Origin of the sequence: Inhella sp., from assembly GCF_041912635.1 — a bacterium.
Lineage (GTDB): Bacteria > Pseudomonadota > Gammaproteobacteria > Burkholderiales > Burkholderiaceae_C > Inhella.
Genome location: NZ_JAYRMO010000002.1, coordinates 92049 through 117889 on the forward strand (window position 1 = coordinate 92049; position 25841 = coordinate 117889).

26 protein-coding genes are annotated in these 25841 nt (G+C 71.1%); 19 read left to right on the forward strand and 7 right to left on the reverse strand.

Features of this window, described 5'->3' with window-relative positions; all coding sequences use genetic code 11:
• Positions 1–4: 4 nt before the first annotated feature.
• From ACE3QP_RS01470 to ACE3QP_RS01515, 10 genes are all read left to right on the forward strand, one after another.
• Positions 5–445: a hypothetical protein gene (locus ACE3QP_RS01470; RefSeq protein ID WP_374432988.1), complete on the forward strand. Its 441-nt coding sequence runs from the start codon at positions 5–7 to the stop codon at positions 443–445.
• Positions 442–954 (forward strand): GNAT family N-acetyltransferase, encoded by a 513-nt coding sequence (locus tag ACE3QP_RS01475; RefSeq protein ID WP_374432990.1) that lies wholly within the window; start codon positions 442–444, stop codon positions 952–954. Before ACE3QP_RS01470 ends, ACE3QP_RS01475 begins: the two co-directional genes overlap by 4 nt.
• Positions 955–1035: 81 nt before the next feature.
• Positions 1036–1344, forward strand: a complete 309-nt coding sequence (locus tag ACE3QP_RS01480) for an NIPSNAP family protein (protein WP_374432991.1) — start codon at positions 1036–1038, stop codon at positions 1342–1344.
• Entirely contained in the window at positions 1341–1697 is a 357-nt protein-coding gene (locus ACE3QP_RS01485) for an antibiotic biosynthesis monooxygenase (RefSeq protein ID WP_374432993.1), read from the forward strand. The genes ACE3QP_RS01480 and ACE3QP_RS01485 overlap by 4 nt, the downstream gene beginning before the upstream one ends.
• A complete protein-coding gene (locus ACE3QP_RS01490) occupies positions 1670–2350 on the forward strand; it encodes an ArsR/SmtB family transcription factor (protein WP_374432995.1) in 681 nt (226 codons plus the stop codon). The genes ACE3QP_RS01485 and ACE3QP_RS01490 overlap by 28 nt, the downstream gene beginning before the upstream one ends.
• 56 nt (positions 2351–2406) lie before the next feature.
• Positions 2407–2757 (forward strand): DUF2200 domain-containing protein, encoded by a 351-nt coding sequence (locus ACE3QP_RS01495; RefSeq protein WP_374432997.1) that lies wholly within the window; start codon positions 2407–2409, stop codon positions 2755–2757.
• Between the two features lie 35 nt (positions 2758–2792).
• The gene (locus ACE3QP_RS01500; RefSeq protein ID WP_374432999.1) at positions 2793–3335 is read left to right on the forward strand and encodes a DUF4256 domain-containing protein; all 543 of its coding nucleotides are present in this window, start codon (positions 2793–2795) and stop codon (positions 3333–3335) included.
• A gap of 80 nt (positions 3336–3415) precedes the next feature.
• Positions 3416–4564 carry a methionine aminotransferase gene (locus ACE3QP_RS01505; RefSeq protein ID WP_374433000.1) on the forward strand — a complete coding sequence of 383 codons (1149 nt, stop codon included), beginning with the start codon at positions 3416–3418 and terminating at the stop codon, positions 4562–4564.
• A gap of 57 nt (positions 4565–4621) precedes the next feature.
• A complete protein-coding gene (locus ACE3QP_RS01510) occupies positions 4622–5935 on the forward strand; it encodes an Hsp70 family protein (RefSeq protein ID WP_374433002.1) in 1314 nt (437 codons plus the stop codon).
• Positions 5936–6093: 158 nt separating this feature from the next.
• Positions 6094–6594, forward strand: a complete 501-nt coding sequence (locus ACE3QP_RS01515) for a hypothetical protein (protein WP_374433004.1) — start codon at positions 6094–6096, stop codon at positions 6592–6594.
• Positions 6595–6601: 7 nt separating this feature from the next.
• Here ACE3QP_RS01515 and ACE3QP_RS01520 read toward each other — a convergent pair whose 3' ends face one another.
• Both ACE3QP_RS01520 and ACE3QP_RS01525 read right to left on the reverse strand, forming a co-directional pair.
• On the reverse strand, positions 6602–7315 hold the full coding sequence (locus ACE3QP_RS01520; RefSeq protein ID WP_374433007.1) for a YecA family protein: 714 nt from the start codon (positions 7313–7315) through the stop codon (positions 6602–6604).
• Positions 7299–8075, reverse strand: a complete 777-nt coding sequence (locus tag ACE3QP_RS01525) for a hypothetical protein (protein WP_374433008.1) — start codon at positions 8073–8075, stop codon at positions 7299–7301. The genes ACE3QP_RS01520 and ACE3QP_RS01525 overlap by 17 nt, the downstream gene beginning before the upstream one ends.
• Before the next feature lie 333 nt (positions 8076–8408).
• On the opposite strand from ACE3QP_RS01525, the gene ACE3QP_RS01530 reads away from it, so the two are divergent.
• The 6 genes from ACE3QP_RS01530 (at position 8409) to ACE3QP_RS01555 (ending at position 15170) form a co-directional block, all read left to right on the forward strand.
• Positions 8409–11756, forward strand: a complete 3348-nt coding sequence (locus ACE3QP_RS01530) for a S41 family peptidase (protein WP_374433010.1) — start codon at positions 8409–8411, stop codon at positions 11754–11756.
• A gap of 49 nt (positions 11757–11805) precedes the next feature.
• Positions 11806–12543, forward strand: a complete 738-nt coding sequence (locus tag ACE3QP_RS01535; RefSeq protein WP_374433012.1) for a substrate-binding periplasmic protein — start codon at positions 11806–11808, stop codon at positions 12541–12543.
• A gap of 72 nt (positions 12544–12615) precedes the next feature.
• Positions 12616–13221 (forward strand): outer membrane beta-barrel protein, encoded by a 606-nt coding sequence (locus tag ACE3QP_RS01540; protein WP_374433014.1) that lies wholly within the window; start codon positions 12616–12618, stop codon positions 13219–13221.
• A gap of 108 nt (positions 13222–13329) precedes the next feature.
• Positions 13330–13494 carry a hypothetical protein gene (locus ACE3QP_RS01545; RefSeq protein WP_374433015.1) on the forward strand — a complete coding sequence of 55 codons (165 nt, stop codon included), beginning with the start codon at positions 13330–13332 and terminating at the stop codon, positions 13492–13494.
• Positions 13495–13554: 60 nt separating this feature from the next.
• Positions 13555–14313: a substrate-binding periplasmic protein gene (locus ACE3QP_RS01550; RefSeq protein ID WP_374433017.1), complete on the forward strand. Its 759-nt coding sequence runs from the start codon at positions 13555–13557 to the stop codon at positions 14311–14313.
• Positions 14310–15170 carry a hypothetical protein gene (locus ACE3QP_RS01555; protein ID WP_374433019.1) on the forward strand — a complete coding sequence of 287 codons (861 nt, stop codon included), beginning with the start codon at positions 14310–14312 and terminating at the stop codon, positions 15168–15170. The genes ACE3QP_RS01550 and ACE3QP_RS01555 overlap by 4 nt, the downstream gene beginning before the upstream one ends.
• Here ACE3QP_RS01555 and ACE3QP_RS01560 read toward each other — a convergent pair.
• On the reverse strand, positions 15167–16087 hold the full coding sequence (locus ACE3QP_RS01560; RefSeq protein WP_374433021.1) for a hypothetical protein: 921 nt from the start codon (positions 16085–16087) through the stop codon (positions 15167–15169). The genes ACE3QP_RS01555 and ACE3QP_RS01560 overlap by 4 nt on opposite strands.
• Positions 16084–16962 (reverse strand): septal ring lytic transglycosylase RlpA family protein, encoded by an 879-nt coding sequence (locus ACE3QP_RS01565; RefSeq protein ID WP_374433023.1) that lies wholly within the window; start codon positions 16960–16962, stop codon positions 16084–16086. The genes ACE3QP_RS01560 and ACE3QP_RS01565 overlap by 4 nt, the downstream gene beginning before the upstream one ends.
• Positions 16963–17063: 101 nt before the next feature.
• Between ACE3QP_RS01565 and ACE3QP_RS01570 the strand changes: the two genes are divergently transcribed.
• Both ACE3QP_RS01570 and ACE3QP_RS01575 read left to right on the forward strand, forming a co-directional pair.
• Positions 17064–18134, forward strand: a complete 1071-nt coding sequence (locus ACE3QP_RS01570) for an acyltransferase family protein (RefSeq protein WP_374433024.1) — start codon at positions 17064–17066, stop codon at positions 18132–18134.
• Between the two features lie 4 nt (positions 18135–18138).
• Complete coding sequence (locus ACE3QP_RS01575) at positions 18139–18843, forward strand: DUF6445 family protein (RefSeq protein WP_374433026.1); 705 nt, start codon at positions 18139–18141, stop codon at positions 18841–18843.
• Here ACE3QP_RS01575 and ACE3QP_RS01580 read toward each other — a convergent pair.
• Together ACE3QP_RS01580 and ACE3QP_RS01585 are read right to left on the reverse strand one after the other, a co-directional pair.
• Positions 18831–19367: a GNAT family N-acetyltransferase gene (locus ACE3QP_RS01580; RefSeq protein ID WP_374433028.1), complete on the reverse strand. Its 537-nt coding sequence runs from the start codon at positions 19365–19367 to the stop codon at positions 18831–18833. The two genes, ACE3QP_RS01575 and ACE3QP_RS01580, sit on opposite strands and share 13 nt — an antisense overlap.
• 154 nt (positions 19368–19521) lie before the next feature.
• Complete coding sequence (locus ACE3QP_RS01585; RefSeq protein WP_374433030.1) at positions 19522–22149, reverse strand: TonB-dependent receptor; 2628 nt, start codon at positions 22147–22149, stop codon at positions 19522–19524.
• Positions 22150–22437: 288 nt separating this feature from the next.
• Here ACE3QP_RS01585 and ACE3QP_RS01590 point away from each other — a divergent pair, with 288 nt between their 5' ends.
• A complete protein-coding gene (locus ACE3QP_RS01590; RefSeq protein ID WP_374433031.1) occupies positions 22438–23583 on the forward strand; it encodes a glycoside hydrolase family 18 protein in 1146 nt (381 codons plus the stop codon).
• 7 nt (positions 23584–23590) lie between these two features.
• Here ACE3QP_RS01590 and ACE3QP_RS01595 read toward each other — a convergent pair whose 3' ends face one another.
• Positions 23591–25837: a hypothetical protein gene (locus ACE3QP_RS01595; RefSeq protein ID WP_374433033.1), complete on the reverse strand. Its 2247-nt coding sequence runs from the start codon at positions 25835–25837 to the stop codon at positions 23591–23593.
• Positions 25838–25841: the final 4 nt, after the last annotated feature.

Genomic DNA, 25841 nt, shown 5'->3' on the forward strand with positions numbered 1-25841 from the left:
GCCGATGCCGGTGCCGAGCCAGCTTCTGCGGGTCGTGTTCGCCGCCAGTGCGCTGGCCTGCTCCCTGATCCTGATGCTCTTCCTGCGCGGCCGCGCGCCGCAGGACGATCTGAATTGGGGCCTGCTGCTGCTGGGCACCGTGGGTCTGGCGGCAGTGATCTGCGCGCTGGCTTTTCGTGGTGGCCGCATGCGGGTGCAGGGCGTGGCCTGGGCGCCGCTGCTGCACGGCTTCCTGTGGCAGCTGCTGGGCGCCTATTTGGTCTGCGCCACGCTGTTGACGCTGATCGGCTGGTGCCTGGTGGTCTGGGTCACGCGCTCGCCGCTGAACGCCGCCGCCCTGGCCCTGCTGGCCGGCGCCTGGCTCTCACTGTGGCTGGCGCCGGGCGTGGCGGCGTGGCGCACGGCGCAGCGCCTGCAGTCACCAGCGCCGGCCGCGCTCGCATGAAGGCGGTGGCGCGGGTGCGCGCCGAGCGGGCGGGCGAGGCCGAGGCCATCGGCGCCCTGGTTTCTGCGGCCTTCCTGGGCCATCCGCACAGTGCAGGCACCGAGGCCGCCATCGTGCGGGCGCTGCGCGCGGCCGGGGCGCTGTCGCTCAGTTTGGTTGCGGAGTGTGATGAACGCCTGATCGGCCACATCGCCTTCTCACCGATCACGGTGGAGGGCCGCGCCGGCGCCTGGTTCGGCCTGGGCCCGCTGGCGGTGGCGCCGCCCTGCCAGCGCCAGGGGGTGGGCGCCGAACTGGTGCGCCATGGCCTGCAGCAATTGCAGGAGCGCGGTGCCGCCGGCTGCGTGGTGTTGGGTGATCCGGCGTACTACGGGCGCTTCGGCTTTCGGGCGGTGCCCGGCTTGGTCTACCCGGGCCCGCCGCCCGAGCTGTTCATGGCCCTGGCCTGGAAGGGGCCGGTGCCGCAAGGGGTGGTGGCTTATCACTCGGGCTTTGAGGCGCGCGACTGAAGCACCGCCACGCTTCGTTGCGCAACGAAGTGTGCGGGCCGCTGTCGGCCCGACAGTGGTGCCTCACGAAAGGAGCGCCGCATGGCCATCACCTGCTTCATCCGATACGAGATCGAGCCCTTCCGCAAGGACGACTTCCGCCGCTACGCCCAGGCCTGGCTGCACATCATTCCGCGCTTGGGCGGCCAGCTGCTGGGCTACTGGCTGCCGCACGAGGGCACGAGCACCGAGGCCTGGGGCCTCATCGGCTTCGATTCCCTGGCCACCTACGAGGCCTACCGGGCGCGCCTCAAGGCCGACCCCGAGGCGCAAGCCAATTTCGCGTTTGCAGCGCGTGAGCGCTTCATCCGCGCCGAGTGGCGAACTTTCCCTGAGCCGGTGCAGCCGTGATCGCGGTGATCTTCGAGGTCGAGCCTGCAGCCGGCGCACAGGCCGACTACCTGGCACGCGCCACCGCGCTGCGCAGCGAGCTCGAACGCGTGCCGGGCTTCCTGTCGATCGAGCGCTTCGAGAGCCTCAGCCAGCCGGGCAAGCTGCTCTCGCTGAGCTTCTGGCAGGACGAAGCCGCCGTGCAGGCCTGGCGCGAGCAGGGCGAGCACCGCCTGGCCCAGGCCGCCGGCCGCGCCGGCCTGTTTGCCGACTACCGGCTGCGCGTGGCCAGCGTGCTGCGCGATTACGGGCTGCATGATCGGGCCCAGGTTCCTGCTTCCACCCCATGCAACTCGCCGCCCTTGCCAGCCTGATCGCCGACCCCAGCCGCGCCGCCATGCTCAGCCATTTGCTGAGTGGCGAGCTGGCCAGCGCGAGCGAGCTGGCGCGCGCAGCCGGCGTGGGCGCGGCCACCGCCAGCGCGCATTTGCGCAAGCTGCTCGATGCCGGCTGGCTGGCCTGCGAACCGCGCGGCCGCCACCGCTACTACCGCCTGGCCGATGCCGAGGTGGCGCAAGCCCTGCAGGCCCTGCAGCTGGTGGCCGAACGCGGCAGCGCCGAACGCAGCTGGAGCCGCCAGGCCGAGCTGCGTTATGCCCGCCGCTGCTACGGCCATCTGGCCGGGCGCCTGGGCGTGTGCCTGGCGCAGCGCTGCCAGGAGCTGGGCTGGCTTCAACCTGTGGAGGGCGGCCTGGGCCTGAGTGAACGGGGCCTGGCCGGCACGCAGGCCTTGGGCATGGATGCCCAGCCCTGGCAGCGCCGCAGCCTGCGCGCCGCCGTGGCCCACCCCTGCCTGGACTGGAGTGAGCGCCGCGACCACCTCGCCGGCCCCTGGCCGCGTGCGCTGCTGCAGCATGCGTTGGCACAAGGCTGGGTGCGCGCGGGCGCGCAGCCGCGCGTGTTGCAGCTCAGCCCTCCGGGTCTGCAGGCGCTGGGGGCCGTGCTGGGGCCGCTGCCCACGAGCTGAGCCCGGTCGGGCGCGGTAGCCTTGACTCCCCGCGCCGCGGCTCCCAAGGACTCTTCATGCGCCTGGAAAAGGTCTTCGCCATCAAGATCGGCAGCCTGTACCCGCTCTATGTCAAGAAGGCGGTCTCGAAGCAGCGCTCGCAGGATGAAGTCGATCAGGTGATTTGCTGGCTGACGGGCTACAGCCCGGAAGGGCTGCGGGAACAGATCGGCTCGGACCACGATCTGGAAACTTTCTTCGCCCAGGCGCCTGCCTTCAACCCGAATGCCGCGCTGATCAAGGGCGTGGTGTGCGGGGTGCGGGTGGAGGAAGTGGCGCACCCGCTGATGCGAAAGATCCGGTATCTGGACAAGCTGATCGATGAGCTGGCCAAGGGCAAGACGCTGGACAAGATCATGCGGTCATGAGGGTCTGCCGGCCTCATTCAAGCGAGGAGATGACCATGGCACTGCCTGAAGACGAGGACGCCCTGCTGGGCACCCTGCAGACCCGCTTCGGCAAGCACCCGCAGCGCCACCCCGGCCTGGCCTGGGCAGAGGTGGCTCAGCGCCTGCAGGCGCGGCCCGCGCTGCTGCCGACCCTGCACCAAATGGAAGCCAGTGGCGGCGAGCCGGATGTGCTGTGCCTCGACGGCGAGGCCCTGGTCTTTTGCGACTGCGCCCCCGAGAGCCCGGCCGGGCGCCGTTCGCTCTGCTACGACCGCGCTGCGCTCGACGGCCGCAAGGAGCACCCGCCCGCCGGCAGTGCGCTGGAGCAGGCGCAAGCCATGGGTGCCACCTTGCTGGACGAGGCGCAGTACCGCGTGTTGCAGCAGCTGGGCGAGTTCGACCGCAAGACATCCAGCTGGCTACTGACCCCGCCCGAGCTGCGCGCCCAGGGCGGCGCGCTGTTTGGCGATCGCCGCTATGGCCGCGTGTTCTCGTACCACAACGGCGCGGCCTCGTACTACGCGGCGCGGGGGTTTCGGGTCTGGGTGGGGCTCTGAACCCGGTGCTGGGCAAGCCAGCCTCCGTGAGCGCTGAAGCGCGCTCCCTGATCGCCGCCGCCCCGCACCAGAATCCCGCCATGCCCACGCTCCCCGACAAGCTGCCGGCCATCGGCGCCACCATCTTTTCCCGCATGTCCCAGCTGGCGGCCCAGCATGGCGCCATCAATCTGGGCCAGGGCTTTCCGGATTTCGACTGCGACCCCGCGCTGCTCGAAGCCGTGAACCGCGCGCTGCATGCCGGCCACAACCAATACCCACCCATGCCTGGCATCCCGATGCTGCGCCAGCGTGTGGCCGCGCAGCTGCTGGGCACGCATGGCCGGGCCTACGACGCGGACACCGAGATCACCATCACCGCAGGCGCCACGCAGGCGCTGTTCACCGCCATCCAGTGCAGCGTGGGTGCGGGCGATGAAGTGATCCTGATCGAGCCGGCTTACGACAGCTATATCCCGGCCATCCGCCTGGCCGGCGCGACGCCGGTGGGCGTGCCGATGACGGCGGACTACCGCATCGATTGGGACGCGGTGCGGGCCGCGGTGACGCCGCGCACCCGCGCGCTGATCCTCAACACCCCGCACAACCCCAGCGGCACGGTGGCGTCGGAAGAGGACCTGCACACCCTGGCCGCGCTGGCCGAGCAGCATGACCTGATCGTCATCAGCGACGAGGTCTACGAGCACATGGTGTTCGATGGTCAGGCGCATCAGTCGGTGGCCCGGCACCCGCAGCTGGCGGCGCGCAGCTTCCTGATCTCGTCCTTCGGTAAGACCTTCCACGTCACCGGCTGGAAGGTCGGCTTCGTGGCCGCCCCCGCGGCCTTGAGCGCGGCCTTTCGCAAGCTGCACCAGTACACGGTGTTCACGGTGAACACGCCGGCGCAGTGGGGCCTGGCCGAGTACATGGCCGACCCCGCCCCCTGGCAGGGCCTGGCGGATTTCTACCAAGCCAAGCGCGACAGCTTCCGCAGGGGCCTGGCCGCCACACCCTTGAAGCTGCTGCCCTGCGAGGGCACCTACTTCCAGACCGTGGACTACAGCGCCGTGTCGGATGCCCCCGAACTGGAATTCGCCGAGTGGCTGACCACGCAGATCGGCGTGGCGGCGATTCCGCTCTCGGTCTTCTATTCCAAGCCGCAGGAACGCCGCCAGGTGCGCTTCTGCTTCGCCAAGAAGGCGGCCACGCTGGAGGTGGCGCTGGTGCGCTTGCAGGCGCTACGGCCCTGAGCAGCCTGGGGCGGTACGGGCACAATCCCGCCCCTTTTTGAAAGCTGGAGCCCGGTCATGGCCATTCCTTCGTTCTGCGCCATCGACTTCGGCACCTCCAATTCCGCCGTCGCCCTTCCCCAAGGTGATGCGATGGCCCTGGTGCCGCTGGAAGGTGCGGCGCGCACCATGCCCACGGCCGTCTACTACTACGCTGAAGGCGCGCACGATGCCGATGGCCCGCCGCGCGCCTTCGGCCGTGCCGCGCTGGCGGCGTACGTGGACGGGCACGACGGGCGCCTGATGCGCTCGATGAAATCCATCCTCGGCAGCGACCTGCTGGAGCGCCACACCGATGTGGGCGGTGGCCGCTCGGTGAAGTACGCCGACGTGGTGTCCGGCTACCTGAAGCGGCTCAAGCGCGTGGCCGAAGCCCAGCAAGGCGGCCGTGCGCTGACGCATGCCGTGCTGGGCCGCCCCGTGTACTTTGTGGACGACGACGCCGCGCGCGACGCCCAGGCCCAGGCCGCGCTGGAAGCCTGTGCGCGCGCGGTGGGATTCACCGAACTGGCCTTCCAGTTCGAGCCGATTGCGGCGGCCTTCGATTACGAGCGCCAGGCCACGCGCGAGCAGACCGTGCTGGTGGCCGACATCGGCGGCGGCACCTCGGACTTTTCCGTGGTGCGCGTGGGCCCCGCGCGCATGCTGCGCGAGGACCGCCGCGAGGACATCCTGGCCCACCACGGCATCCACATCGCCGGCACGGACTTCGACCGCCGCATCGCCCTGGCCGGCCCGATGCGCGCGCTCGGCCATGGCAGCCTGGGGCCGTCGCGCGCCGATGGCCCGCCGCGCGAGGTGCCCACTGGCATCACCTTCGACCTCGCCACCTGGCACCTCATCAACACCTGCTACACGCCCGCCGTGGTGGCCGAGATGCGCTTGCGCAAGGCCGACTATGCCGACCCCGCCGAGCACCGCCGCCTGATGACGGTGCTGGAAGACCACCTGGGCCACCACCTGGCGGACCTGGCCGAGCAGGGCAAGATCGACCTGAGCGGCTCGGATGGCCGGCGCGCGCCCGAAGACCAGCACGACTTCGACCTCGGCCTCATCGAGACCGGTCTGCACTGGCCCATGTTGCGACGTGAATCCCAGGCAGCCCTGGCGGAGGACGTGGCCGCGATCGCTGCCGCCGCACAGGAGACCGTGCACCGCGCCGGCCTGGCGGCGGTCGACGCGCTCTACTTCACCGGCGGCTCTACCGGCCTGGTCCATCTGGTGGAGGCAATTGCCGCGCCCTTCCCGCAGGCGCAGCGCGTGCAGGGCGACCCGTTGGCCTCGGTGGCGCAGGGTCTGGGTATTCATGCGCGGCGGGTGTTCGGCAGCTGAACCCGGCGCGCGGCATGCGCCCGCCGGGTGCATGCCGCAATACCTTGGCAGGCGCGCTGGTCAAACGCGGGCGGGCTTTGCAGCATGCGCGCCGCGGCATGTGCCGCGAACCCATCAGGTGACGCATGAACGCTCGCCCCTTGACTGCCCCGTTCCGAATGCCACGCCGCCGCGCGTGGCTGGCATCCACCGCCTTGATCACCAGCCTGAGCGCCTGCATGGTGGTGCCGCTGGAGCCCCACCACCTGCGCCAACCGGCGCCCGCACCGGCCGTGATGCTGCAGGCCACGCCGCTGGGTCCGCAGGTGCTGCAGGTGCGCCTCTACCCCTTGAATGCCGAGGCCACCGGCGCCGGCCCCTTGAGCGCCGTGGTGATGGACAACCAGAACGGCAAGGGCAGCTTCAGCATCGCCTACCAGGGCCGCAATCTGCAGGGCGAGGCCACGCGCGTGACGCCCGACTACCCGGGCTTTGGGGCCCTGCTCAGCCAGCACTTTGGCGAGGCCGCACAGCGCAGCAGCGGCCGGCGCGGCATTGCCAATGCCGCTGGCACCGGCGTGAACGCCCAGTGCGAATACATCCTCACCGGCGTCAACCAGGGGGTGGGCGCCTGTCTGTTCTCAGACGGGGCGCGCTACCAGATGCACTTCGGCCAGTAGGCGGCGCTCAGCGCGAGTAACCACCGCCCCGCGGTGGCGGGCGGCGCGGGGGCTTGCGCGCGCCCCCATGGCCACCCGGCCGGGGCGCGGCGGCGGCCTTCTGCGGGCGGCTCACATCCGCGAGCAACAGGCTGTGCGCCACCAGGTGCTCGATCGCCTCTTCCAGATTGGCGGCCGGCTCGATGCCTTCGATCGCTTCGAGCAACTCGTCGGCATCCTCCAGGTCTTCGGGGTCGAGGAACTGGTAGATGCCGGCCAGGCCTTCGAGCAGATCGGCCTCCTTGCAGCCCATCAGGCCGCGCGGGAAGCTGTCGGCGCCGAGCGCGAAGCCGGCCACCCAGGGGTAGACGGCGGCCAGCACGGTTTCCCAGTCCTCGGGGTCGGCGTCCTCGCCGTCCTCATCGGCCGGGGCAAACACCCAGGGGTCCCACCATTGGCGGCCGCGGATGGCGGTGTCGAGCTGCTGCAGTCGGCGCATGGCCAGGGCGCGAATCGGTTCGGCGTCAAAGCCGGCGGGGGGTGAGCGGCCTTCCTCGCTGTCCAGCACCCAGCGCAGCCACTCGCCCGGCGCCGGCGCCTTGGGCTGCAGGGCGATGGCGGTGAGGTAGCCGTCGAGCATCGCGACGTCCAGCGGCTCCAGCGGGGCTGGCACGGCGTCCAGCAGGTCTTGCAGGTGGTCGAGGTCGATGGGGGGGGCGGGCTGCTTAGGGGTGGTGCTCATGCGCCGGATTGTGGGCTTCGCGCAGCACGGCGCGCTCCCAGGCGGGGCTGTAGGCCTGCAGCAGCGCCACCGAGCGAAGGTGGTGGCGCAGCGCCAGGTTCTGCAGGTCCAGTGCGCCCACATAGGGCCCCGCGCTCCACCAAAGCGTTTGACGACCTTCGTCCAGATGCAATTGCCGGAGGCGACAGCCCATGCCCTCATCGCCTTCCCACAGCATGCGAAACGGGCCCTGCGGAGGGCCCACCACGAGCCGGGTGGGGAAGGAGACAAAGAGCGTGCCGTCGCGCGCCTGTGTCCATGCGCAGGGCCGCTCGGGCCAGCGGATCAGGCGCTCGACCTGCCAGCCAGCGTCAGCCTTGTGGAGCTTCCACAGCCCTCCTTCGCCGCTTCCCAGATGGGCGAAGCCGGTCAGCGCCAGCACGCCACCCTGGGGTTGGTGCAGCAGACCGAGTGCGGGTTCATCGACGAGGCGCCGCGTCTGGCCACCCTGCGCATCGGCCCAGTAGAGCCCGCCGCCAAAGTAGTGCATCAAGCGCCCGTAGAGCCAGCCGTCGGCCACCTTCAGTGTGGCCGTGGTGCTGGTGACGGCGGCGGTACCGTCAGGCGGTGCAAAGGGAAGCGGGGTTTCAAGCGGGTGCGTGAGCGGGCGCGCGCAGAGCCCCTGCGCGCTTGCGTTGAACTCCCAATGCAGGGGTGTGTAGGACTTGCGGGCGTCCCAGAGCCTTCGTTCACGCGTCTGGCTGGGAGCCGGACGTTGCACCACGGGCCAGGTGTACGGATCGGCACAGCTTGAGAGGGCGTTCCGAAGCTCCTGCTGCAAGGTCGGGAAGGGAAAGTCTTCTGGCTCATCGGCGTCCGGCTCGGCGGCCCAGAGGGGCGAGCACGCGGCCATCAGCAGGGCCCCCAACCAGCGGACGCAGGGCCAGCACCCGGACGGCCGTGAACGGGGGGATCGGTCAAGGTCACGCATGCCGCCATTGTGGGCATCGCGGTCCGAGCCGGCCTCGCCTCCGGGTCAACCCGCTGTGACGGACGACCCGCCCGACGGGGCGCCGCCAGAATCGCGCCCATTTCCGACTTCACGGACCGCACCATGTCTCGTCTTCTTCCCCTGCTGGCCGCACTGTCTGCCGCCGGCCTGGCCCAGGCCAACCCGCAAGGTTTCTACCGCCAGCCCGCTGTGCAGGGCGACACGGTGGTGTTCGTCAGCCAGGGCGATTTGTGGCGCAGCAGCCTGGCGGGTGGCGCGGCGCAGCGCATCAGCTCGCACGCGGGGCAGGAGATCTCGCCCGTGCTCCTGCCGGACGGCAAGACGGTGGCCTTCGTGGCGCAGTACGAAAGTGCAGGCGACGTCTACACGCTCAGCCTGGACGGGGGCGTGCCGCAGCGTCGCACCTGGCTGGGCAGCCCCTCGGTGCGCGTGTGGGGCCACGACGGCAAGGGCGGCCTGCTGATCACCGCCGCGGCCGAGGACGGTCGGCCGCAGACCCAGCCCTATCTGCTCAAGGGCGAGCAGCTGCAGGCCCTGCCGGTCAGCGACGCCAGCGACGCGGCCTTCTCGCTCGACGGCCAGCGCCTGCTCTTCACCCGCAACGGCCTGCGCGGCGACCACGCGAAGAACTACCGGGGCGGTGGCCTCTCCGTGCTGTGGGTGCTGGACCTGGCCAGCAGCGCCGAGGCCCGCCCGCTGCTGGGCGCGGACTTTCCGCGCGCCAACAACCGCCGCCCCATGCCCTACCGCGACGCCCAGGGCCGCGAGCGCATCGCCTTCTTGAGCGACCGTGACGGCTTCTTCAACGTCTGGTCGGTGGCTGCCGATGGCCGCGATGCCCGCCAGCACACGCGCTTCAAGGACTTCGATGCGCGCCAGGCCTCGCTGAGCGGCAGCACCGTGGTGCTGGCGCGTGGCGCCGATCTGCAGCGCGTGGACCTGAACGCCGCCGGCGCCGAGGCCCCGGTGCTGCCCATCACCCTGGCGGGAGACCAGCCCGCCAGCACGGCGCGCTGGATTCAAAAGCCGCAGAACTTCCTGACCGACGTGGCGGTGGCGCCCAATGGCGAGCGCGCGGTCATCGGTGTGCGCGGCCGCCTGGCCACGCAGGGCACGCAGGCCCTGCGCCGTGCGGTGCTGCAGATGCCCGAGGGCGCACGCTGCCGCGAGGCCGCCTTCAGCAGCGACAGCCAGTCCGTGTTCGCCATCTGTGACATGAGCGGCGAGATGGAGGTCTGGCAATTCGATGCCCTGGGCCTGAGCGCCCCCAAGCAGATTACCCGCGGCGCCAAGGTGTTGCGCACCGACCTGAGCGTGGCGCCGGATGGCCGCCATTTGGTGCATGCCGACATGTCCGGCGCCCTCTACCTGACCGACCTCAAGGCCGAGGGCGGCGCGCAGACCAAGAAGATCGACCAGCTGCCGGACGACAACGGCATCGAATTCGCCTGGCACCCCGACGCCCAGGCCCTGGCCTATGTGCGCCGGCCCGATGGCGGCGGCGCGCGCAGCCAGGTCTGGCTCTACACCCTGGCCGATGGCGACAAGCGCGCGCTGACCAGCGCCAAGTACAACAGCGCGGGCCCGGCCTTCAGCCCGGATGGCCAATGGCTGTACTTCGCCTCGCGCCGCCATTTCCAGCTGCAGCAGGGATCCAGCGTCTGGGCCGAGCGCAATATGGGCCCGGCCTTCGAGCCCGGCACCAAGCTCTATGCGCTGGCGCTGCAAAGCGGCCTGCGCTCGCCCTTCGCCGCCAAGGACGAACTGCCGCCGCCGGCCAAGACCGAGGGGAAGAAGGACGACAAGGCCGCCGCCAAGCCGGATGACAAGAAAGACGAGAAGAAGGACGACAAGAAGGAAAGTAAGCCGGCACTGCCGCGCATCGAGCGCGCCGGCCTGGCCGAGCGCCTGCACGAGTTGCCCGCGCCCGCCGGCCGCTACCGCGGCCTGCAGGCTGAAGCCAAGCGCCTGTGGTGGATCGAGTCCGACTTCGGCGCCGGCGCGCTCAAGAGCCTGAGCCTGGAGCCGGGCGCCAACCCCGACACCCACAGCGACAAGGTGCGCCAGTTCCAGCTCAGCGGCAACGGCAAGACGCTGCTGGTGCAGCGCGACGCCGCGCCCGGTCAGCCCACCGAACTGCTGCTGCTTGACGCCGCGCCCAAGCCGCCGGCCGACACGGGCAAATTCGCCGTGCGCTGGGCCGATTGGCAGATCGCCGTGAACCCGCGCCAGGAATGGCGGCAGATGTTTGCCGATGCCTGGCGCATGCAGCGCGACTTCTTCTACGACGCGCAGATGCACGGCATCGACTGGAACGCCAGCCGCGCCCGCCACGAAGCCCTGCTGCCGCGCGTGGGCGACCGCATCGAGCTCGGCGAGCTGATGGGCATGATGGCCTCCGACCTGAGCCTGCTGCACAGCCAGGTGGGCTATGGCGACCTGCCCCCGCTGGCCGAAGAGGCCCCGGCCGTGGCCGGCCTGGGCGCGCGCCTGGAGCCGCACGACAAGGGCGCTCGCATTGCCCGCATCTACCGCAACGAAGCCGAGCTGGTGAGCGAGCGCGGGCCGCTGCAGCAGCCGGGCCTGCATGTGAGCGAGGGCGAGGTCATCACCGCCATCAACGGCCAGGCGCTGCGCTGGCCGCAGGGTGCCGAACTGCTGGAAGGCCAGGCCGGCAAGCAGCTGCGCCTGGAAATTCAGAAGGCCGACGGCAGCGGCGCGCGCAGCCTGATCGTCACCGCCGTGGACCCGCGCCGCGAGATGGCGCTGCGCTACCAGGATTGGCGCACCACCCGTGCCGAGGCGGTGACCAAGCTCTCGGGCGGCCGCATCGGCTACCTGCACCTGCGCGCCATGGGCGGGCAGGACATTGCCGACTTCGCCCGCGAGTTCTACGCCCAGCTGGACAAGGAAGCCATCGTGCTGGACGTGCGCTTCAACAACGGCGGCAACATCGATTCCTGGGTGCTGGACAGGCTGCTGCGCAAGAGCTGGGCCTACTGGCAGCCGCGCCACCCCGAAGGCGGCCCGCGCTTCGCCAACATGCAGCAGAGCTTTGCCGGCAAGCTGGCCATGCTGATCAACGAGAACAGCTACAGCGACGGCGAAACCGTGGCCGAGGGCTTCAAGCGCCTGGGCCTGGGCCCGCTGATCGGTAAGACCACCAGCGGCGCGGGCGTGTGGCTGAGCGACCGCAACCGCCTGCTGGACAACGGCATCCTGCGCGCCGCCGAGATGGCCCAGATGAGCCCGGACGGTCAGGTGCTGATCGAGGGCAAGGGCGTGGTGCCGGACCTTGAGGTGGAGAACCCGCCGCGTGCCACCGCACAGGGGCAGGATGCCCAGCTGGAGGCCGCCGTGCAGCAGCTGCTCAAGCAGCTGCCGGCGCGCGCGCCGGCGGCGGACGAACGTTTGCCGCGCGTCAAGGCCTACCCGCGGCCGCGCGGCTGAGGCGCCGGGGCGCTGGCGATACTCGCGGTCTCCATCCCTTGAGGCCGCGATGCGCTGGAACCTGTGCCCGACCGTGTTGTGCCTGCTGCTCGGCCTCGGCGCGGCACGGGCCGCCGAACCCCTGCCCATAGCCTTTGACGCCGGCAACCCGCCGGCCATGTGGGGCCAGGGCAAGGCGGTGCGGGGCGTACAACCGGCGCTGATCGCCGCGGCCGCGCAGGAGGCCGGGCTGACGCTGCGCATGAGCGGCATGCCCTGGCCGCGCGCCATGGAAGGCCTGGCGCGCGGCGAGCATTGCGTGGGCGGTGCCTACCGCAATGCCGAGCGGGCGGCGCGCTACCTGTTCAGCGAATCGATCCGCGAGGAAACCGTGGTGGCCGTGGCGCTGGCGCGCAACCCGCTGCCCGCACTGCAGCAGGCCAGCGACCTGCGCGGCCTGCGCGTGGGCCTGCACCGCGGCTGGAGCTATGGCGAGGAGCTGGACGCCGCCCTGGAGGACCCGGCGCTGCGGGTCACCCGTCTGACCTTCGGCAACCGCCTGTTCCTGGCGCTCGAATCCGGCAAGGTGGACGTGGTGCTGACCGATGGCGACAGCGTGCGCCACGAGTCGCGCGCGCTGCGCGAGCCCGTCAAGCAGCTGGCCGAGCTCTCGCGCAACGGCACGCACCTGATGTGCCCGCGCGGTGAGCCCTTTGCCAAGGCCCTGGCGGCGCTGAACCCGGTCATCCGGGCGCGCCGCGACAGCGCCGCCTGGGCGCAGTTGACGCAGCGCGAGCTGGCGCGCTGAGCCGGCTTTAGAAAATCTTCAGGCGGGGCGCCTACAGTGCGCCCGCTTAAAAAAGCACAACAGGGAGAACCCATGCAACTCAAGAAGAGGGGCGGCGCCTTGGCCGCCCTGGCGCTGGCCGTGGCCAGCCTGCCCAGCCATGCCCAGCTGCTCGTCAGCAACCAGCCCGGCGTCTATGGCCAGCTCGCCTTCGGGCGCGCGCACCTCAGTGCGGACTGCAGCGGCCAGGCCGCCTGCGGCAGCAGCGGCGTCTCGGCCCGTCTGGGGGCGGGCCTGCGCGTGGGCGGCGGCTGGGCGATCGAGTTCGGTCGCCAGGGCCTCGCCAACTTCGACTACAAGCGCCGTGCCGACGACAGCCACCGCGACATTGAGGTCGAGGCCTGGCAGGTCGGTGTGGCGCAGCACATCGAGCTGACGCCGCAATGGCTGCTGGTGCCGCGCCTGGGCCTGGGCCGCGTCAGCAGCCAGACCGATGCCGGCTATTGGCCCAGCTCGGACAGCGAGCGCCGCCGCGAGTGGCGTCCCTACGGCGGCATGAGCCTGGTGTGGCGCCTGAACCGCGTGCTCAGCCTGCAACTGCAGGCCGACTACCAGCGCGTGCCGCTGCGCCATGACAACGGCAGGAGCGAGGACGCGGATGCGGCCACCCTGGCGCTGGGCCTGGGCTTCAACTACTGAGGCCCGCGGCCCCCCTGGGGCCCTGACCTGACACCCCGAGGTGGCGGGCTTGGGCTTCGTGGGCCGCAGCAGCGTGGCGCGTTCGCTCTGCGCACGCGGTGCCGAACTGTGCGTGCGCGTGCAGGCCTGGCGGGCGCCACCTTCGGCTCGGCCAGGCAGCGCGGCATGGCGGTTTCCGAGGCCCTGCTGGTGGACGGGCGCGGCCTGCGCGTGCCCGATCTGGAGGCTGCGCAGGCGCTCATCGCCGCCTTCGTATTTCCCGGAGCGCGCTGACAAGCCCGGCGTCAGCCGCCGGGTCTATCCTGGCTCCTCCTTCTTTTGGTGGAGTGCGCATTGCGGCGCCGAGCCCTGTTCCCGATCCTGGCCCTGCCCGCCGCGGCGCTCTCGGCCGCGCCAGCGCCCGCGCTGCGCGTGGTGTTCGGCGTCTCGCGTCCGCCCTTCGTGGACGAACGCAGCCGCAGCGGCATCGCGCTGGACCTGTTCGCCGAGGCCGCGCGCCGCCTGGGCTGGCGCTACGAGATCCAGCACGCACCCAACAAGCGCATGCTCAGCCTGCTGCGCCAGGGCGTGGTGGACGTGGCGGTGGAAGTGCAGCAGGGCGAGGCCGGCCTGCACTTCTCCACGCCCTTCCTCAGCTACCGCAATGTGCTGCTGCTGCCGCCCGGGCATGAGGCGCCGGTGCGCGACTGGGCTGATTTGGCGGGCCTGCGCGTCTGCGCCTGGCAGCTGGCCGAGGCCAGCCTGGGCCCGCAGTTCGCCGCCGCCCGGCCCCGCTTTGCCCAGTACCACGAGTTCGGCAACCAGCGCGACCAGGTGCGACTGTGGCTGCTGGGCCGCTGCGAGGCGCTGGTGATCGACCGCGATCTGCTGCTCTGGCATTTGCGCGAGCTGGTGCGTAGCGAGCCGCAGCTGGCCCAGCCGCGCCCCGAGACCCTGCGCTCCCTGCCCGTGCCCGGCCAGGCTGGGCTGGATTGGTTCGTCGGCTTTCGCGACGCCGCGCTGCGCGACCGCTTCAACGAGGCGCTGGCCGCCCTGCGCGCCGATGGCAGCTACCAGCGCATCGTCAACCTGCACTTGCTCGGCACCCCATGAGCCCCTGCACACGCCGCCACTGCTTGGCCAGCGCCGCCGCGCTGCTGCCGCTGGGCGCCATCGCCGCCAACGGCCCCCAGCGCGTGCTGGTGCCGGTGGACGTGCGCCAGGACTTCGAGCGCTTCCTGGCCGGCCGCGACCCGCTGCAGCTGCAGCAGTACGGCGGCCCGCACGCGCGCCGCGATGTGGCCGAGCTGGTGCTGCTGCTGCAGGCGCTGGCGCTGGGCGGCATCACCGAACGCCCGGAGCGCGTGGCCATGCCCAGCGTGGCGCGGCTGGTGCGCGAACTGGCCCAGGCCCAGGGCGTGTGCAGCGGCACCACCTACTGGAAGGAGGACGTGCCCTCGCCCGAGGACTTCCTGTTCAGCCGCACCATGGTGGCGGACGGCGAGTTCGTGGCCGGCCTCTATACCCGGCCCGCGCGCGCCGACGTGCTGGCGATGCAGAGCCTGGACGAGCTGCGCCGCCTGCGCTTCGTCTCCAACCGCCACTGGCGCGTCGACTGGGCCACGCTGCTGGGCCTGGGCATCGAGCGCCTGGCCCATGCCGACACCTGGGAGGCTATGCCGCGCATGCTGGCCGCCGGCCGTGCCGACGTGGTGCTGGCGCCCTTCCAGCCCACGCCCGACCTGGCGCTGGACGTGGACGGCGTGCGCCTGGTGCCCATCCCCGGCCTCAAGCTCGGGCTGCGTGGCACGCGCCACTACCTGGTGTCGCGCCGCCACCCGGAAGGTGCGGCCTGGCTGGCCGCGCTGGACAAAGGCCTGCAGCAGCTGCAGTCGCAGGGGGCGGTGCTGCGCGCCTACCAGCAGTCGGGCTTCCACCACCCGGCGGTGGCGGGCTGGAAGCGGATCTAGATCGGCAGCCGCAGGTGGAGCAATTGCGCGGCCAGGCCGCGCTGGTCGGCATCGGTGACCAACCAAGCCTCCAGGCCCGCGCCTGCGGGCCGCGTCGCCAGGCCCTCAACCTTGAGCGCACCCGGTAGCCGACCCAGCAGCTGCAGGCCGCCGGCCGGGTCCAGGCAGCCCAGTACCGAACCGCTGACGGCGCCATCGGCCACCGGGTTGTCGCTGTCCTCGGCGGCGGCGCTGAACAGCAGGCGCCCATCGGCCAGGGCGCACAGATCCGTCAGGCCGAGCGGCACGCCGTCGAGTGCGCCCAGCGGGCAATCCAGGGCCTGCGCCGGCGGGGTGGGGGCCGAGCGCCCGGCCAGCCAATCCAGCAGCGCTGCCAGCGGCCAGCCCAGCAGGCGGTTGGGCTGGCCACCGGGTTGGCCGCGCTGGGCCAGCCAGAAGCGCTCGCCGGCCACGCAGGCGCCCTCGATGTTCAGCAGCGGGTGCGCAGGGCGCAGCGCGGCATAGAGCGCGCTGGTATCGAAGGGCAGGGCGGTGCCGGTGGGCAGCCCAGCGGCATCCAGGGGCTGCAAGGCCCAGTTGCAGCGCTGGGGCGTGGAGCCCGAGCCCAGGGCCAGCAGCGCGCCGTGCGGCCAGGCCGCGGCGGCGGGCAGGCTGCACAGCGCCTCCAGATCGGGCTTGCGGGCCTTGCGGGCGGCGGCCTGCTCGGGCAGCGCGGGCGCCGCCAGCAGGGGCCAGCAGCGCCCGGCCTGCGCGGGGCGGGCCAGCTCGAAGCCGGCCAGGCCGAGCTCGTCGTCGGCCACCGAGAACAGGCGTTCGCCCAGCAGCACCAGGGCGCTGGCCGCGCACCAGGGCTGGCCCCGGCCCTGCGGGTCCAGCACCTGCAGATCGGCGACATGCCGGGTCTGCAGCGGCGTCATCGGCGCAGCAGCAGGGCCGGCAGATCGAGCGCGCTGCGCAGGCGCGCGGCCACGTCCTGGGCCTGGGCCTCGGTCTCGAAGGGGCCGAGCTGCACGCGGTGCAGGCCGCGGTCGCGCAGCAGGGTCAGCAGCGGGCCCAATTCGCCCAGGCCGTCGGTCACGCGCTGCTTCAGCGCCACCGCGCCGTCCAGGGCGCGGAAAGCGCCGATCTGCAGCCACAACCCCGGGCTGGCGGCGCGCACATCGGTCACGGGCTCGGGCAGCGGCGGGCTGGGCGTGGTGGCCGGGCTGGCCTGGGCGAGCTGGGTGTCCTCGGCCGGATCGTCCGCCCGGCGCCAGCGCCCGGTGCGGATGTCCTCGAAGCTCAGGCGCTGGATTTGCACCGGCGCCACGCCGCGCAGCAGGTCCAGCTTCAGCGCGGCGGTGTAGCTGAGGTCGATCACCCGGCCCTTGCTGAAGGGCCCGCGGTCGTTCACGCGCACGATCACCTCGCGCCCGTTGGCCGGGTTGCGCACGCGGGCATAGCTGGGCAGCGGCCAGCGCGGGTGGGCGGCCGTCATGGCGTACATGTTGTAGGTCTCGCCGCTGGCCGTCTGGCGGCCGTGGAACTTGCGCCCGTACCAGCTGGCCAGGCCGCCCTCTTCGTAGGGCAGGTCTTCCAGCAGCGGCACGTAGCGCACGCCGTCGATCTCGTAGGGCTTGTTCGGCCCACCGGGGCGGATGGGCTCGATGCGCGGCACGGCGTCGGGCACGCGCTGCAGGTCGGGCGGCGGCTGCAGTTCGGGGCCATCGCGCTCGGCCAGCGCCGGCGTGCGCGTGGCGCAGGCCTGCAGCAGGGCCAGCAGCAGCAGGGCGAGCAAGAGGTTCAGTCGCATGGGGGCGCAGCGTAGACGAAGGGCGCTCGGTCGATCACTAATTCCACTCGAATACCAAAACTGTCGTTCGTCTGCAGGTATTTGATTGGTATCTTTTGGGCATGAACGCTGTTTCCTCCCGCCTGGCCTCGGTGGACGCGCTGCGCGGCCTGTGCGTGGCCGCCATGTTGCTGGTCAACAACCCGGGCGACTGGGGTCATGTCTATGCGCCGCTGCAGCACGCCGCCTGGCAGGGCTGGACGCCGACCGATCTCGTCTTCCCCTTCTTCCTCTTCCTCGTCGGTGTGTCGCTCGCGCTGGCACTGGGCGCGCGCATCGAGCGCGGCCAGACCGCCGGGCTGTTGCGCACGGTGTGGGGGCGCGGCCTGCGCATCCTGCTGCTGGGCCTCGCCCTGCACGCCCTGGCCTGGTGGCTGATGGACAAGCCCGCGCTGCGCCTGCCCGGCGTGCTGCAGCGCATCGGCCTGTGCTTTGCATTGGCCGGCAGCCTCGTCATCGGCTGGCGCGCGCGCGGCCAATGGGCCTGGATCGCCGCCCTGCTGCTGGGCTATGGCGCGCTGCTGCTCTGGGGCGGCATGGCGCCCGAGCACAACCCCGCCAGCCGCCTGGACGCCTGGCTGTTCGGCCCGCACGCCTACCAATGGGACGCCGCCAGCGGCCGCGGCCACGACCCCGAGGGCCTGCTGGCCACCTTGGGCGCGCTGGCCACCACCCTGCTGGGCTGGCGCTGCGGCGAGGCCCTGCGCCAGGGTGCCCTGCGCACGCTGCTGGCCCTGGGCGCCGGCCTGGCATTGGCCGGCTGGGCGCTGGACGCCGCCGGCCTGATGCCCATCAACAAGAACCTCTGGACGCCCAGCTTCGTGCTCTTCACTGCCGGCCAGGCCGCGCTCACCCTCGCCGCCCTGCACCAACTGGTGGACCGGCAGGGCTGGCCGCCGCTGGGCCGCGCCTTCGGCGTCAACGCCATCGCCGCCTACGCCGGCGCCTGGGTCTGTACCGTGCTGCTGGAGGGTCTGGGCTGGATGCAGCCGCTGTACGCGGCGGGCTTGGGCTGGCTGCAGCGCGCCGCCGGGCCCGAGGCCGCGTCGCTAAGCTTTGCGCTCGCCTTCGTGGTCGTCTGGGCGCTGATCGTGGGCCTGCTCGATCAACGTCGCATTTACTTCAAGGTTTGATCCGATGACGGACTTCCCTCTGCGCCTGCCGCCCGATGTCCAGTCGGTGCAGATCGGCGCGCACCAGCTGGTCTTCATCGACAACTTCCTGCAGGACCCGCAGGCCCTGGTGGAGGCCGCCTGCGCAGCGGAGTACGAGCCCTGCCCGGGCGCGGCCGAGGGCAAGGGCTACCCCGGCATCCGCGCGCCCGCACCGGCCGCCTACGCCGAGGCCCTGCGCGAACTGGCCGAGCCGCTCATCCAGATCAACTTCGGCGTCCCTGAAAACCTGCCGATCCGCTCCAGCGTCGACAGCTTCTCGCTCACCACCACGCCGGCCGCGCAGCTCGGCCCGCTGCAGCGCACCCCGCACTTCGACGCCAGCACCCCGCACCACATGGCGGTGCTGCTCTACCTGTGCGACGAGCGCCATGGTGGCACCGGCTTCTACCGCCACCGTGCCACGGGCATCCAGCGCGTCACGGCCGAGAACCGCGAGGGCTTTTTGGACCAGTACTTCGCCGAGATCAACCGCCAGGCGCCGCCGCTGCGCTATTTCGCCGAAGGGAACGAGCAATTCGAGTTCCTCGGCATGATCCCGGCGCGCTTCAACCGGTTGGTGGTCTACCCGGGGAGCTTGCTGCACACGGCTTGCATCAATCCGGCCATCAGCATCAGTGCCGACCCGCGCAAGGGGCGGTTGACGGTGAATACCTTCTACGACTTTTGAGCGGCCCCGGCGTCTGCATGGCGCTCGAAGTGGCAGATGTCGTGCCATTGGCCTGAGAGTTCAAAGCTGCGGCTGGAGCGGCCGTATTGGGCGAAGCCATTGCGGCGCAGCACGGCGATGGAGGCCAGGTTGTCGGGCCTGCTATTGGCTTCGACGCGCAGCAGGCGCAGCGGGCCGAAGGCCTGCAGCAACACCAGGCGAACGGCTTCCCCTGCGTAACCCTTGCCGCCCTGGGACTCGGCCACGCGGTAGCCCAGTTCAGCGCAATGGAAGTGCTCGCGCCGCACACGGTGCAGGTTGACGCGTGCGACCAGGCGGCCGGCCGCGTCCCGCGCCAGAAACTGGTAGGCCTTGTCCTGCGCGGCGTCCTGCAAGGCCGCTTCGATGGCGGCCCGCACGCCGCCTGGCGCGTAGTACTCCGCGGGCCGGGCGTTGATGTGGCGCCCGAAGAAGGTCCGGTTGCCGTGCTCGAAGTCGTGCAACTCCTCGTGATCGTCAAAGGTCGGAGGGTGCAGGCTGAGCATGGGCTTTGGGGCATCGGAGCGGGGCCTGAAGTGTCGCGGCGATACCAGCCCCAAAAAAAACAGCCAGTCAGATCGCGCTGACTGGCTGTTGATCGCAAGCCCAGGCGGCGCCGGGCTCAGACCCCGGCGCAATGGTGGGCAGTCTCGGCTTCGATCAGAACTTCGCGCTCAGGCCCACGCGGTAGGTGGTCTCGCCTTCGAAGTACCAGGTCGGGAAGCCGGACTTGAGCGAGGGGCGCAGGGTGGTGTTGGCGCCGGCGGCGCCGTACTGCACGTCGTCCTTCTTCAAGAGGTTCACGGCGTCGAAGCTCAGGCGCAGGGTGTCGGTGAGGTTCCAGCCCAGGCTCAGGTCCAGGCTGCCGGTGGCGTCGTGCATGCGGTTGCCGTACCAGCCGCTCTCACGCACCATGTACTTGGAGCGGTAGTTGTAGGCCAGGCGCGCCGAGTAGTCCTTGGTCTCGTAATAGCCCACCAGGTTCATGTTGTGCTTGGACGAGAGCGTGAAGACGTTCAGCTGGTCCTGGTAGCTGGTGGCGGGGGCGGTGGCGTCGGAGTAGGTGTAGTTCGCCGCCACACCGAAGCCGCCGGCAAAGGCGTGGTTCAGCTGCAGCTCGACGCCCGAGATCTTGCCGCCGCCGGCGTTGACGAACTGGTTGATGGTCCAGTTGTCTTTGCCGCTGTCCGGGCTGACCACGCCGACCTTCTGGTTCACCAGGGTCTGGGTGGTGATGAAGTTGCTGATCTTCTTGTAGAAGAAGTTGGCCGAGACCAGATTGCCCTTGCCGTAGTAGTACTCCAGGCCGATGTCGAACTGGTTGGAGGACTGCGGCTTCAGTGCCGGGCTGCCGTAGTTGAAGGCGTCGTTGCTGGCGTTGGTGTCGTCAAAGCCCACCACCGTCGAATTGAACATATTGGTGAAGTTCGGACGCGTGATGGCCTTGGCGGCGGCAACGCGCAGCAGCGTGTCGCTACTGAGCTCGTAGCCGGCGTTCAGGCTGGGCAGCCAGTCGTTGTAGCTGCTCTTGCGCGAGGTCTTGCTGCGGCCCCAGCCGTTGTTCTGGCCGACGTCGCCCGCGGCCAGCGGCGTGCCGTCGAAGGCGTAGCTGGTGGCGGTGGCTTCGGTGCGGATGTAGCGCAGGCCGAAGTTGCCCTTCCACTTGTCGGCCTCGAAGTCGAACATGCCGTACAGGGCCTGGTTGTCTTCCTTCAGCTGGCCGTAGGCCGAGCGGTCCTCCACCCAGCGCGTGATGTTGGCGCTGGCGGCGGCCAGGGCGGCGCCGATGTTGGGCTTGGGCACGCTCCAGCCGCCCACCAGCTCCAGGCTGCCGTCGTACAGGCTGGCGCTGCTGGCCGGCACGGCGGTGGCGGCGTGCACGCCGCGGTAGCCGCTCTTGGTGAAGGTGTGCTGGGTGGCGCGCAGGCCGGTCTTGAAGGCGGTCAGGAAGCCCTCGCCCAGATCGATCGTCAGGTCGGCCTGGGCAAAGTTTTCCTTGTCCTCGTTCGGGCCGCGGCCCGAGGCCCAGCTCTCCGGGGTGGAGTTGGCGGGCAGGTTGCCCACGCCGATGTTCTGGTTCGACGAGGGCGTGATGCTGATCTGCTTGCCGGTGGCGTCAATCGTGCCGGTGAAGATCGGCAGGGTGCGCACGCCCGTGCCGTCGTTCCAGCGGCCGTAGGCGAAGTTGGTGGTCTGGTTGGTACCGCCCTCGGCCTTGGTGCTGCCGGCCACGCCGCTGAGCTTGAAGCCATTGCCCTTGAAGGAGCCGTCCAGCACCAGGCTGTCGCTGTTCATCGAGGCCGAGCGCACCCAGTTCTGCAGGAAGACGTTGTGCAGGTTCTCGTTGGCGGCGGGGCGGTTGAACTGCACGCACAGGCCGTTGGCCGCATTGGTGGCCTTGCAGTCGGCGGCGGCGTTGCCGGTGAAGATGTAGTGGCTGCTGTTGCTGTTGTCGGCATCCAGCTCCAGGCGCAGGTAGTTCAGGCCCAGTTCCACGCCGGTGGCGGGGCGCGCCTGCAGACTGACATTCAGGCTCTTGCGCTGGCGGTCCTGCACGAAGGTGGTGGGCGCCACATCGCCGCTCCAGCGCATGTCGGCTTCCACACCGCGGCGGATGTAGCTGCCGTCTTCCATGGCGGCGGCCACCATCAGGCCGAAGCTCTTGGCCGGGTTGCGCCAGCTGAACAGGCCCGAGACTTCCTTGTTCAGGTCGTCGCTGATCGTGCCCTTGCCCAGGCGCACGCTGGCGAAGCCGGTGCCGGCCGGCAGGTCGAGCGGCTTGCGGGTCTTGACGATCACGGTGCCGCCGATGCCGCCTTCGGTGAGGTCGGCCTGCGAGCTCTTGTAGACCTCCATGCCGCCGATCAGCTCGGGCGGCAGCAGCGAGTAGTTGAAGCTGCGGTCGATGTCCTTCTGGTCATACCAGCCGGTCGAGGCCACGGTCTGGCCGTTCAGGGTGGTGTAGGTCATCTGCGGGTCGGTGCCGCGGATCGAGACCGAGGCGCCCTGGCCGAAATCCTTGCCCACCGAGATGCCGGGGATGCGGCCCAGGGCCTGGCCGACGTCGTTGTCCGGCAGCTTGCCCACGTCCTCGGCCGAGACGGCGTCCACCACCGCGCTGGCATTGCGCTTCACATTGACGGCGGTCTGCAGCGAGGCGCGGATGCCGGTGACGACCACGGTGTCCAGCTGGTCGGCTTTCTTCTCGGTCGTGCTCTGGGCCAGCAGGGCGCTGTGGCTGATCAGCAGGCCAACGGCCAGGGCGGCAGGGGTCAGACGGGGGCTCATGGGAATCTCCGGATCGGCGGGGGTGGGGGTCGGGCGGTGGTCTCATCCGGTGTGCATCTGGCATGCCTGTTTGAGACCGTGTGCAGTCCACTATAACCATCGAGCAATCCACTTAGCTACCACTTTTCATCAGGGGATTACCCGGATCACCGCCCGTCGGCGCCCCATGAATTCACGCTTTCACATAGAGGAGTGAGAGGCTGGGTGCCCATGGGTCTGGACGGCGCTGGTATTTTGGTACGCAAGTGGTATCGTTTGTCTGTTGCTTAAAACCAGCAGACCAATTCCATGCGAATCCTGAGCCTGTGCGCCCTGGCGCTGAGTCTTCTGAGCCTGCCGCCTGCCCGTGCCGCCGAGCCGGTGCGCGGCGTCTACCTGGCCAGCTGGGAAGGCCTGCAGGCCCTGGAGCGCCTGCCCGAGGGGCGCGTCAACACCCTGCTGTTGGCCTTCCTGCGCCTGTGCGGCCCGCACGAGCTGCCCAAGGACCGCGCCGCCTGCGCGGGCAAGCCGGCGCATGGCCTGAGCGATGGCGCCGTGGAGGCCGCCTTCAACCACGCGCTGCGCCAGCGCAAGCAGCGCGAGCCGGGGCTGCGGGTCTGGGCCTCGGTGGGCGGCTGGGGCGGCTCGGACGGCTTCTTCCCCATGGCCGCCAGCGCCGCCACGCGCGCCGTCTTCATTGCCGAGGTCAAGCGCTACCTGCTGGCGCACGAGGCCACCGATGGCATCGACCTGGACTGGGAGCACCCGGGCGGCAACGGCGCCGCCAATGGCGTGGCGCTGGGTGGCCCGCAGGACGGCGCCAACTACCTGGCCCTGCTGCGCGAACTGCGCACCGCGCTGGACGAACTGGGCCGAGAACAGGGCCGGCGCTACGGGCTTTCGGTGGCGGTGAACGTGACGCGCCCGGTGCTGCAGCGCATGCACTGGCCCGCCATGGCGCCGCTGCTCGACCATGTGTTCATGATGAGCTACGACTACCACGGCGCCTGGAATCCGCGCACCGGCCACCACGCCGCGCTGCAGGGCGCGGGCCAGGACGACAGCCTGGCCGAAAGCGTGACCACGCTGCGCGCTGCCGGCGTGCCGGCGCAGAAGCTGGTGGCCGGCGCCGCCTTCTACGGCCGCGCCTGGCGCGGGGTGCGCAGCGCGCAGGCCGGCGCGGCGGCCACAGGTCCAGGCCTGAACGCCGAGGGCGCTGTGGGCTGGCGCGAACTCAAGTCCCTGGTGCAAGAGCGCGGCTGGCAGCGCGGTCATGACGCAGCGCGCGGCGGCGACTGGGCCTGGCACCCGCAGCGCCGGGTCTGGATCAGCTACGAGAGCCCAGCCAGCGTGCGCGCCAAGGCGCAGTGGGCGCAGGCACAGGGCCTGGGTGGCGTGTTTGCCTGGGAGTGGACGCAAGACTACGGCAGCCTGCTGCAGGCGCTGCGGCCCTGAGGCCGGCTCAGTGCGTCGGCAGCGCCACCAGCTCCAGGCTCTGGCCCCGGCGCAGCAGCAGCAGCGGGCGCCCGGGCCAGGCCTGCACCTCGTCCACCTCGGCGGCCCCTTCGGCAGCTGGTGGCTCCCAGACCCAGGCCGCCCGCGGCCCTGAGGGCTCGTGGGTGATGAGGGTCCATTCAGGGCGCCCGCTCAGGCCCATGAAGGCGCGCCCTTCTCCCAGGTTCTGCAGCCAGGGCGGCGTCAGCGCCCGGGGCCAGGGCCGGGGCACCGCAGCCAGCAGCTCGGTCCCGTCCACGCCGGCCCACAGCAGCACCCGCTCGCCCTGCAGCGCCTGCACCGATTCGTAACGCGCCACGCGCCAGCGCAGGGTCGGGGCGTCGGGTGCGGGCAGGGCCCAGCGGACGGGCCCGCCCTGCGGGGTCTGCAGACGCTCCCAGGCGGGCGGATCCTCATCTGGCGCATCGCCCTCGAACCGGGAGGGCCCGGTCGCGCCCTCCGCCTGGCCCTGGCCCTGCGCTTCCAGGCGCCAGCCGCCGCCCGGCGCTTGCCGGTACAGCTGCATCTCGGCCTGTTTGCCGCGCAGCCAGCGCACCAGCACCCGCTCACCCAGCCAGCGCGCTTGCTCCACCTGCCAGCCGGCTCGCCGCGCCAGCCGCTGCATAGCTGCGCTGGCGGGCTGCGGCGCAAAGGGCCGCAGGCTCAGCGTGTCGCCCTCCCAGTTCAGGAACTCGGCCCGCTCGAACGAGGGCACGCTGCAGATGCCCAGCTGGCGCGGCGTGGGCCAGCGCGCGGTCACGCCGCCCTGGGGGTCGAGCTGGTGAAGCTCGTCCCCCTGGTCCAGCCACAGCCGGCCTTGCGGGTCAAAGCCCCAGCGCCGGGGCACGGGGTCGCGCCCGCTCTGGAAGGACCAGTCATTGCGGTTGCAGCGCGTGGCCGGGAGTTCGCCGGCATCCGTGATCTCGATGGCGCCACGCGACTGCTCCCAGGCCTCACGCTCGTCCAGCGTGATCTGCCAGCGCGGGATGGCCGGTGCGCGCGTGATCTGCAGCCCGCGCGCGTTCGGGGCTTCCCGGGGCGTGCGGCACAAGCCGGTGTCGGGCTTGGCGCTTGGGGCGGGCAAGGCCGCCAGCTGCTGCGGCAGCTTCAGTGCTTGCCAAGGCTCCAGTCGAGCGGCCTGGGGCCCTGCGCCCTCGGGCCGCGCCAGACGCCAGAGCAGCCCCCGGGCATGGGCTTGCAGGCTGACGGCGCGGGTGCCTGGCGGCACGGCCAGGGCGGTCTGTGCCAGCAGCTGGCCCTGCTGGGCGTGCAGCCACAGCACGGCGGTCTGCCCCTTGCGGCCGGCCAGCACCGCCAGCCAGCGGCCCTGCGGGTCGGCGCCCAGTGCCAGGGCCCGCCAGCCTGCCGGCAGGGCCCAACGCGTCGCCTGCACCGGGCAGGTCTCCAGGTTTTGCGCCACCACGCGGCCGGGCCCGTCCAGCCAGAACTGCCGGCTGGCCGTGGCCGCCTCGGCGAAGTCCAGGGGCCGCTCCAGCCGGCCCGGTCGCTCGACCTCCTGCCAGAGCGCGCCGCGCGCCAGGTCCCAGCGTGTCATCACCAGGCTGCTGTCACTGCCCGGTCCGTTTTCGTTGATGCCGAGCACGGCCGTGAGCACGCGCAGGCGCGCGCCACCGTCTTCAAAGCGCAGGGCCTCGACCGCTTCGTAGTAGCCAAAGCCCGGCCCGGCCGGCAGCAGGCGGACGCGCTCGAAGCGCTGCAGGTCCAGGACCTCGATGCGGCCGCCGCTCACGCGCGCCAGGCGGCTGCCGTCGGCCGAGAGGGCCATGGGCTGTGGCGCGCGGGGTGGCGGCTGCGGGGGCGCGTCCCGCTGCAGGCGCGTCAGGCAGGTGGGTTCGAAGGGTGTGCTGAGTTGCGCTGCCGCGCCCGCGTCGCTGAACTGCACCCGCAGCAGGCAGGCATCATGCTCGGGAGCTTCCAGGCTCAGCCAGACCTCTTGCGCCCGGCCCCAGGTGGCCAGGGCGAGCAGAGGCTGGCCGAGCTGCAGGCGCTGTGCCACGCCGGGGCCACCGCCCTGCGGTTCGCGCAACAGCTCGCCCGCCTCGTTCTGATAGACACGCCAGGCGCCGTCGTCGGAAAAGGCGATTGCGCGGCGGGTCTCCTGGTGCGCCTGTTGGGCGATGCCCTCACGCGAGATCTCGCCGGCCTGCAGCGGCGGCAGGGCCAGCAGCAGGGCGGCCAACAGCAGGGGCTTCATACCG

Bases quoted from the DNA above. Each gene is read 5' to 3' on its own strand.
- ACE3QP_RS01515 (WP_374433004.1), top strand. From the start codon at position 6,094: ATGCCACGCCGCCGCGCGTGGCTGGCATCCACCGCCTTGATCACCAGC.
- ACE3QP_RS01595 (WP_374433033.1), bottom strand. From the start codon at position 25,837: ATGAAGCCCCTGCTGTTGGCCGCCCTGCTGCTGGCCCTGCCGCCGCTG.
- ACE3QP_RS01480 (WP_374432991.1), top strand. From the start codon at position 1,036: ATGGCCATCACCTGCTTCATCCGATACGAGATCGAGCCCTTCCGCAAG.
- ACE3QP_RS01475 (WP_374432990.1), top strand. From the start codon at position 442: ATGAAGGCGGTGGCGCGGGTGCGCGCCGAGCGGGCGGGCGAGGCCGAG.
- ACE3QP_RS01510 (WP_374433002.1), top strand. From the start codon at position 4,622: ATGGCCATTCCTTCGTTCTGCGCCATCGACTTCGGCACCTCCAATTCC.
- ACE3QP_RS01590 (WP_374433031.1), top strand. From the start codon at position 22,438: ATGCGAATCCTGAGCCTGTGCGCCCTGGCGCTGAGTCTTCTGAGCCTG.
- ACE3QP_RS01490 (WP_374432995.1), top strand. From the start codon at position 1,670: ATGCAACTCGCCGCCCTTGCCAGCCTGATCGCCGACCCCAGCCGCGCC.
- ACE3QP_RS01575 (WP_374433026.1), top strand. From the start codon at position 18,139: ATGACGGACTTCCCTCTGCGCCTGCCGCCCGATGTCCAGTCGGTGCAG.
- ACE3QP_RS01530 (WP_374433010.1), top strand. From the start codon at position 8,409: ATGTCTCGTCTTCTTCCCCTGCTGGCCGCACTGTCTGCCGCCGGCCTG.
- ACE3QP_RS01540 (WP_374433014.1), top strand. From the start codon at position 12,616: ATGCAACTCAAGAAGAGGGGCGGCGCCTTGGCCGCCCTGGCGCTGGCC.
- ACE3QP_RS01535 (WP_374433012.1), top strand. From the start codon at position 11,806: ATGCGCTGGAACCTGTGCCCGACCGTGTTGTGCCTGCTGCTCGGCCTC.
- ACE3QP_RS01560 (WP_374433021.1), bottom strand. From the start codon at position 16,087: ATGACGCCGCTGCAGACCCGGCATGTCGCCGATCTGCAGGTGCTGGAC.
- ACE3QP_RS01520 (WP_374433007.1), bottom strand. From the start codon at position 7,315: ATGAGCACCACCCCTAAGCAGCCCGCCCCCCCCATCGACCTCGACCAC.
- ACE3QP_RS01470 (WP_374432988.1), top strand. From the start codon at position 5: ATGCCGGTGCCGAGCCAGCTTCTGCGGGTCGTGTTCGCCGCCAGTGCG.
- ACE3QP_RS01565 (WP_374433023.1), bottom strand. From the start codon at position 16,962: ATGCGACTGAACCTCTTGCTCGCCCTGCTGCTGCTGGCCCTGCTGCAG.
- ACE3QP_RS01555 (WP_374433019.1), top strand. From the start codon at position 14,310: ATGAGCCCCTGCACACGCCGCCACTGCTTGGCCAGCGCCGCCGCGCTG.
- ACE3QP_RS01505 (WP_374433000.1), top strand. From the start codon at position 3,416: ATGCCCACGCTCCCCGACAAGCTGCCGGCCATCGGCGCCACCATCTTT.
- ACE3QP_RS01580 (WP_374433028.1), bottom strand. From the start codon at position 19,367: ATGCTCAGCCTGCACCCTCCGACCTTTGACGATCACGAGGAGTTGCAC.
- ACE3QP_RS01500 (WP_374432999.1), top strand. From the start codon at position 2,793: ATGGCACTGCCTGAAGACGAGGACGCCCTGCTGGGCACCCTGCAGACC.
- ACE3QP_RS01570 (WP_374433024.1), top strand. From the start codon at position 17,064: ATGAACGCTGTTTCCTCCCGCCTGGCCTCGGTGGACGCGCTGCGCGGC.
- ACE3QP_RS01585 (WP_374433030.1), bottom strand. From the start codon at position 22,149: ATGAGCCCCCGTCTGACCCCTGCCGCCCTGGCCGTTGGCCTGCTGATC.
- ACE3QP_RS01495 (WP_374432997.1), top strand. From the start codon at position 2,407: ATGCGCCTGGAAAAGGTCTTCGCCATCAAGATCGGCAGCCTGTACCCG.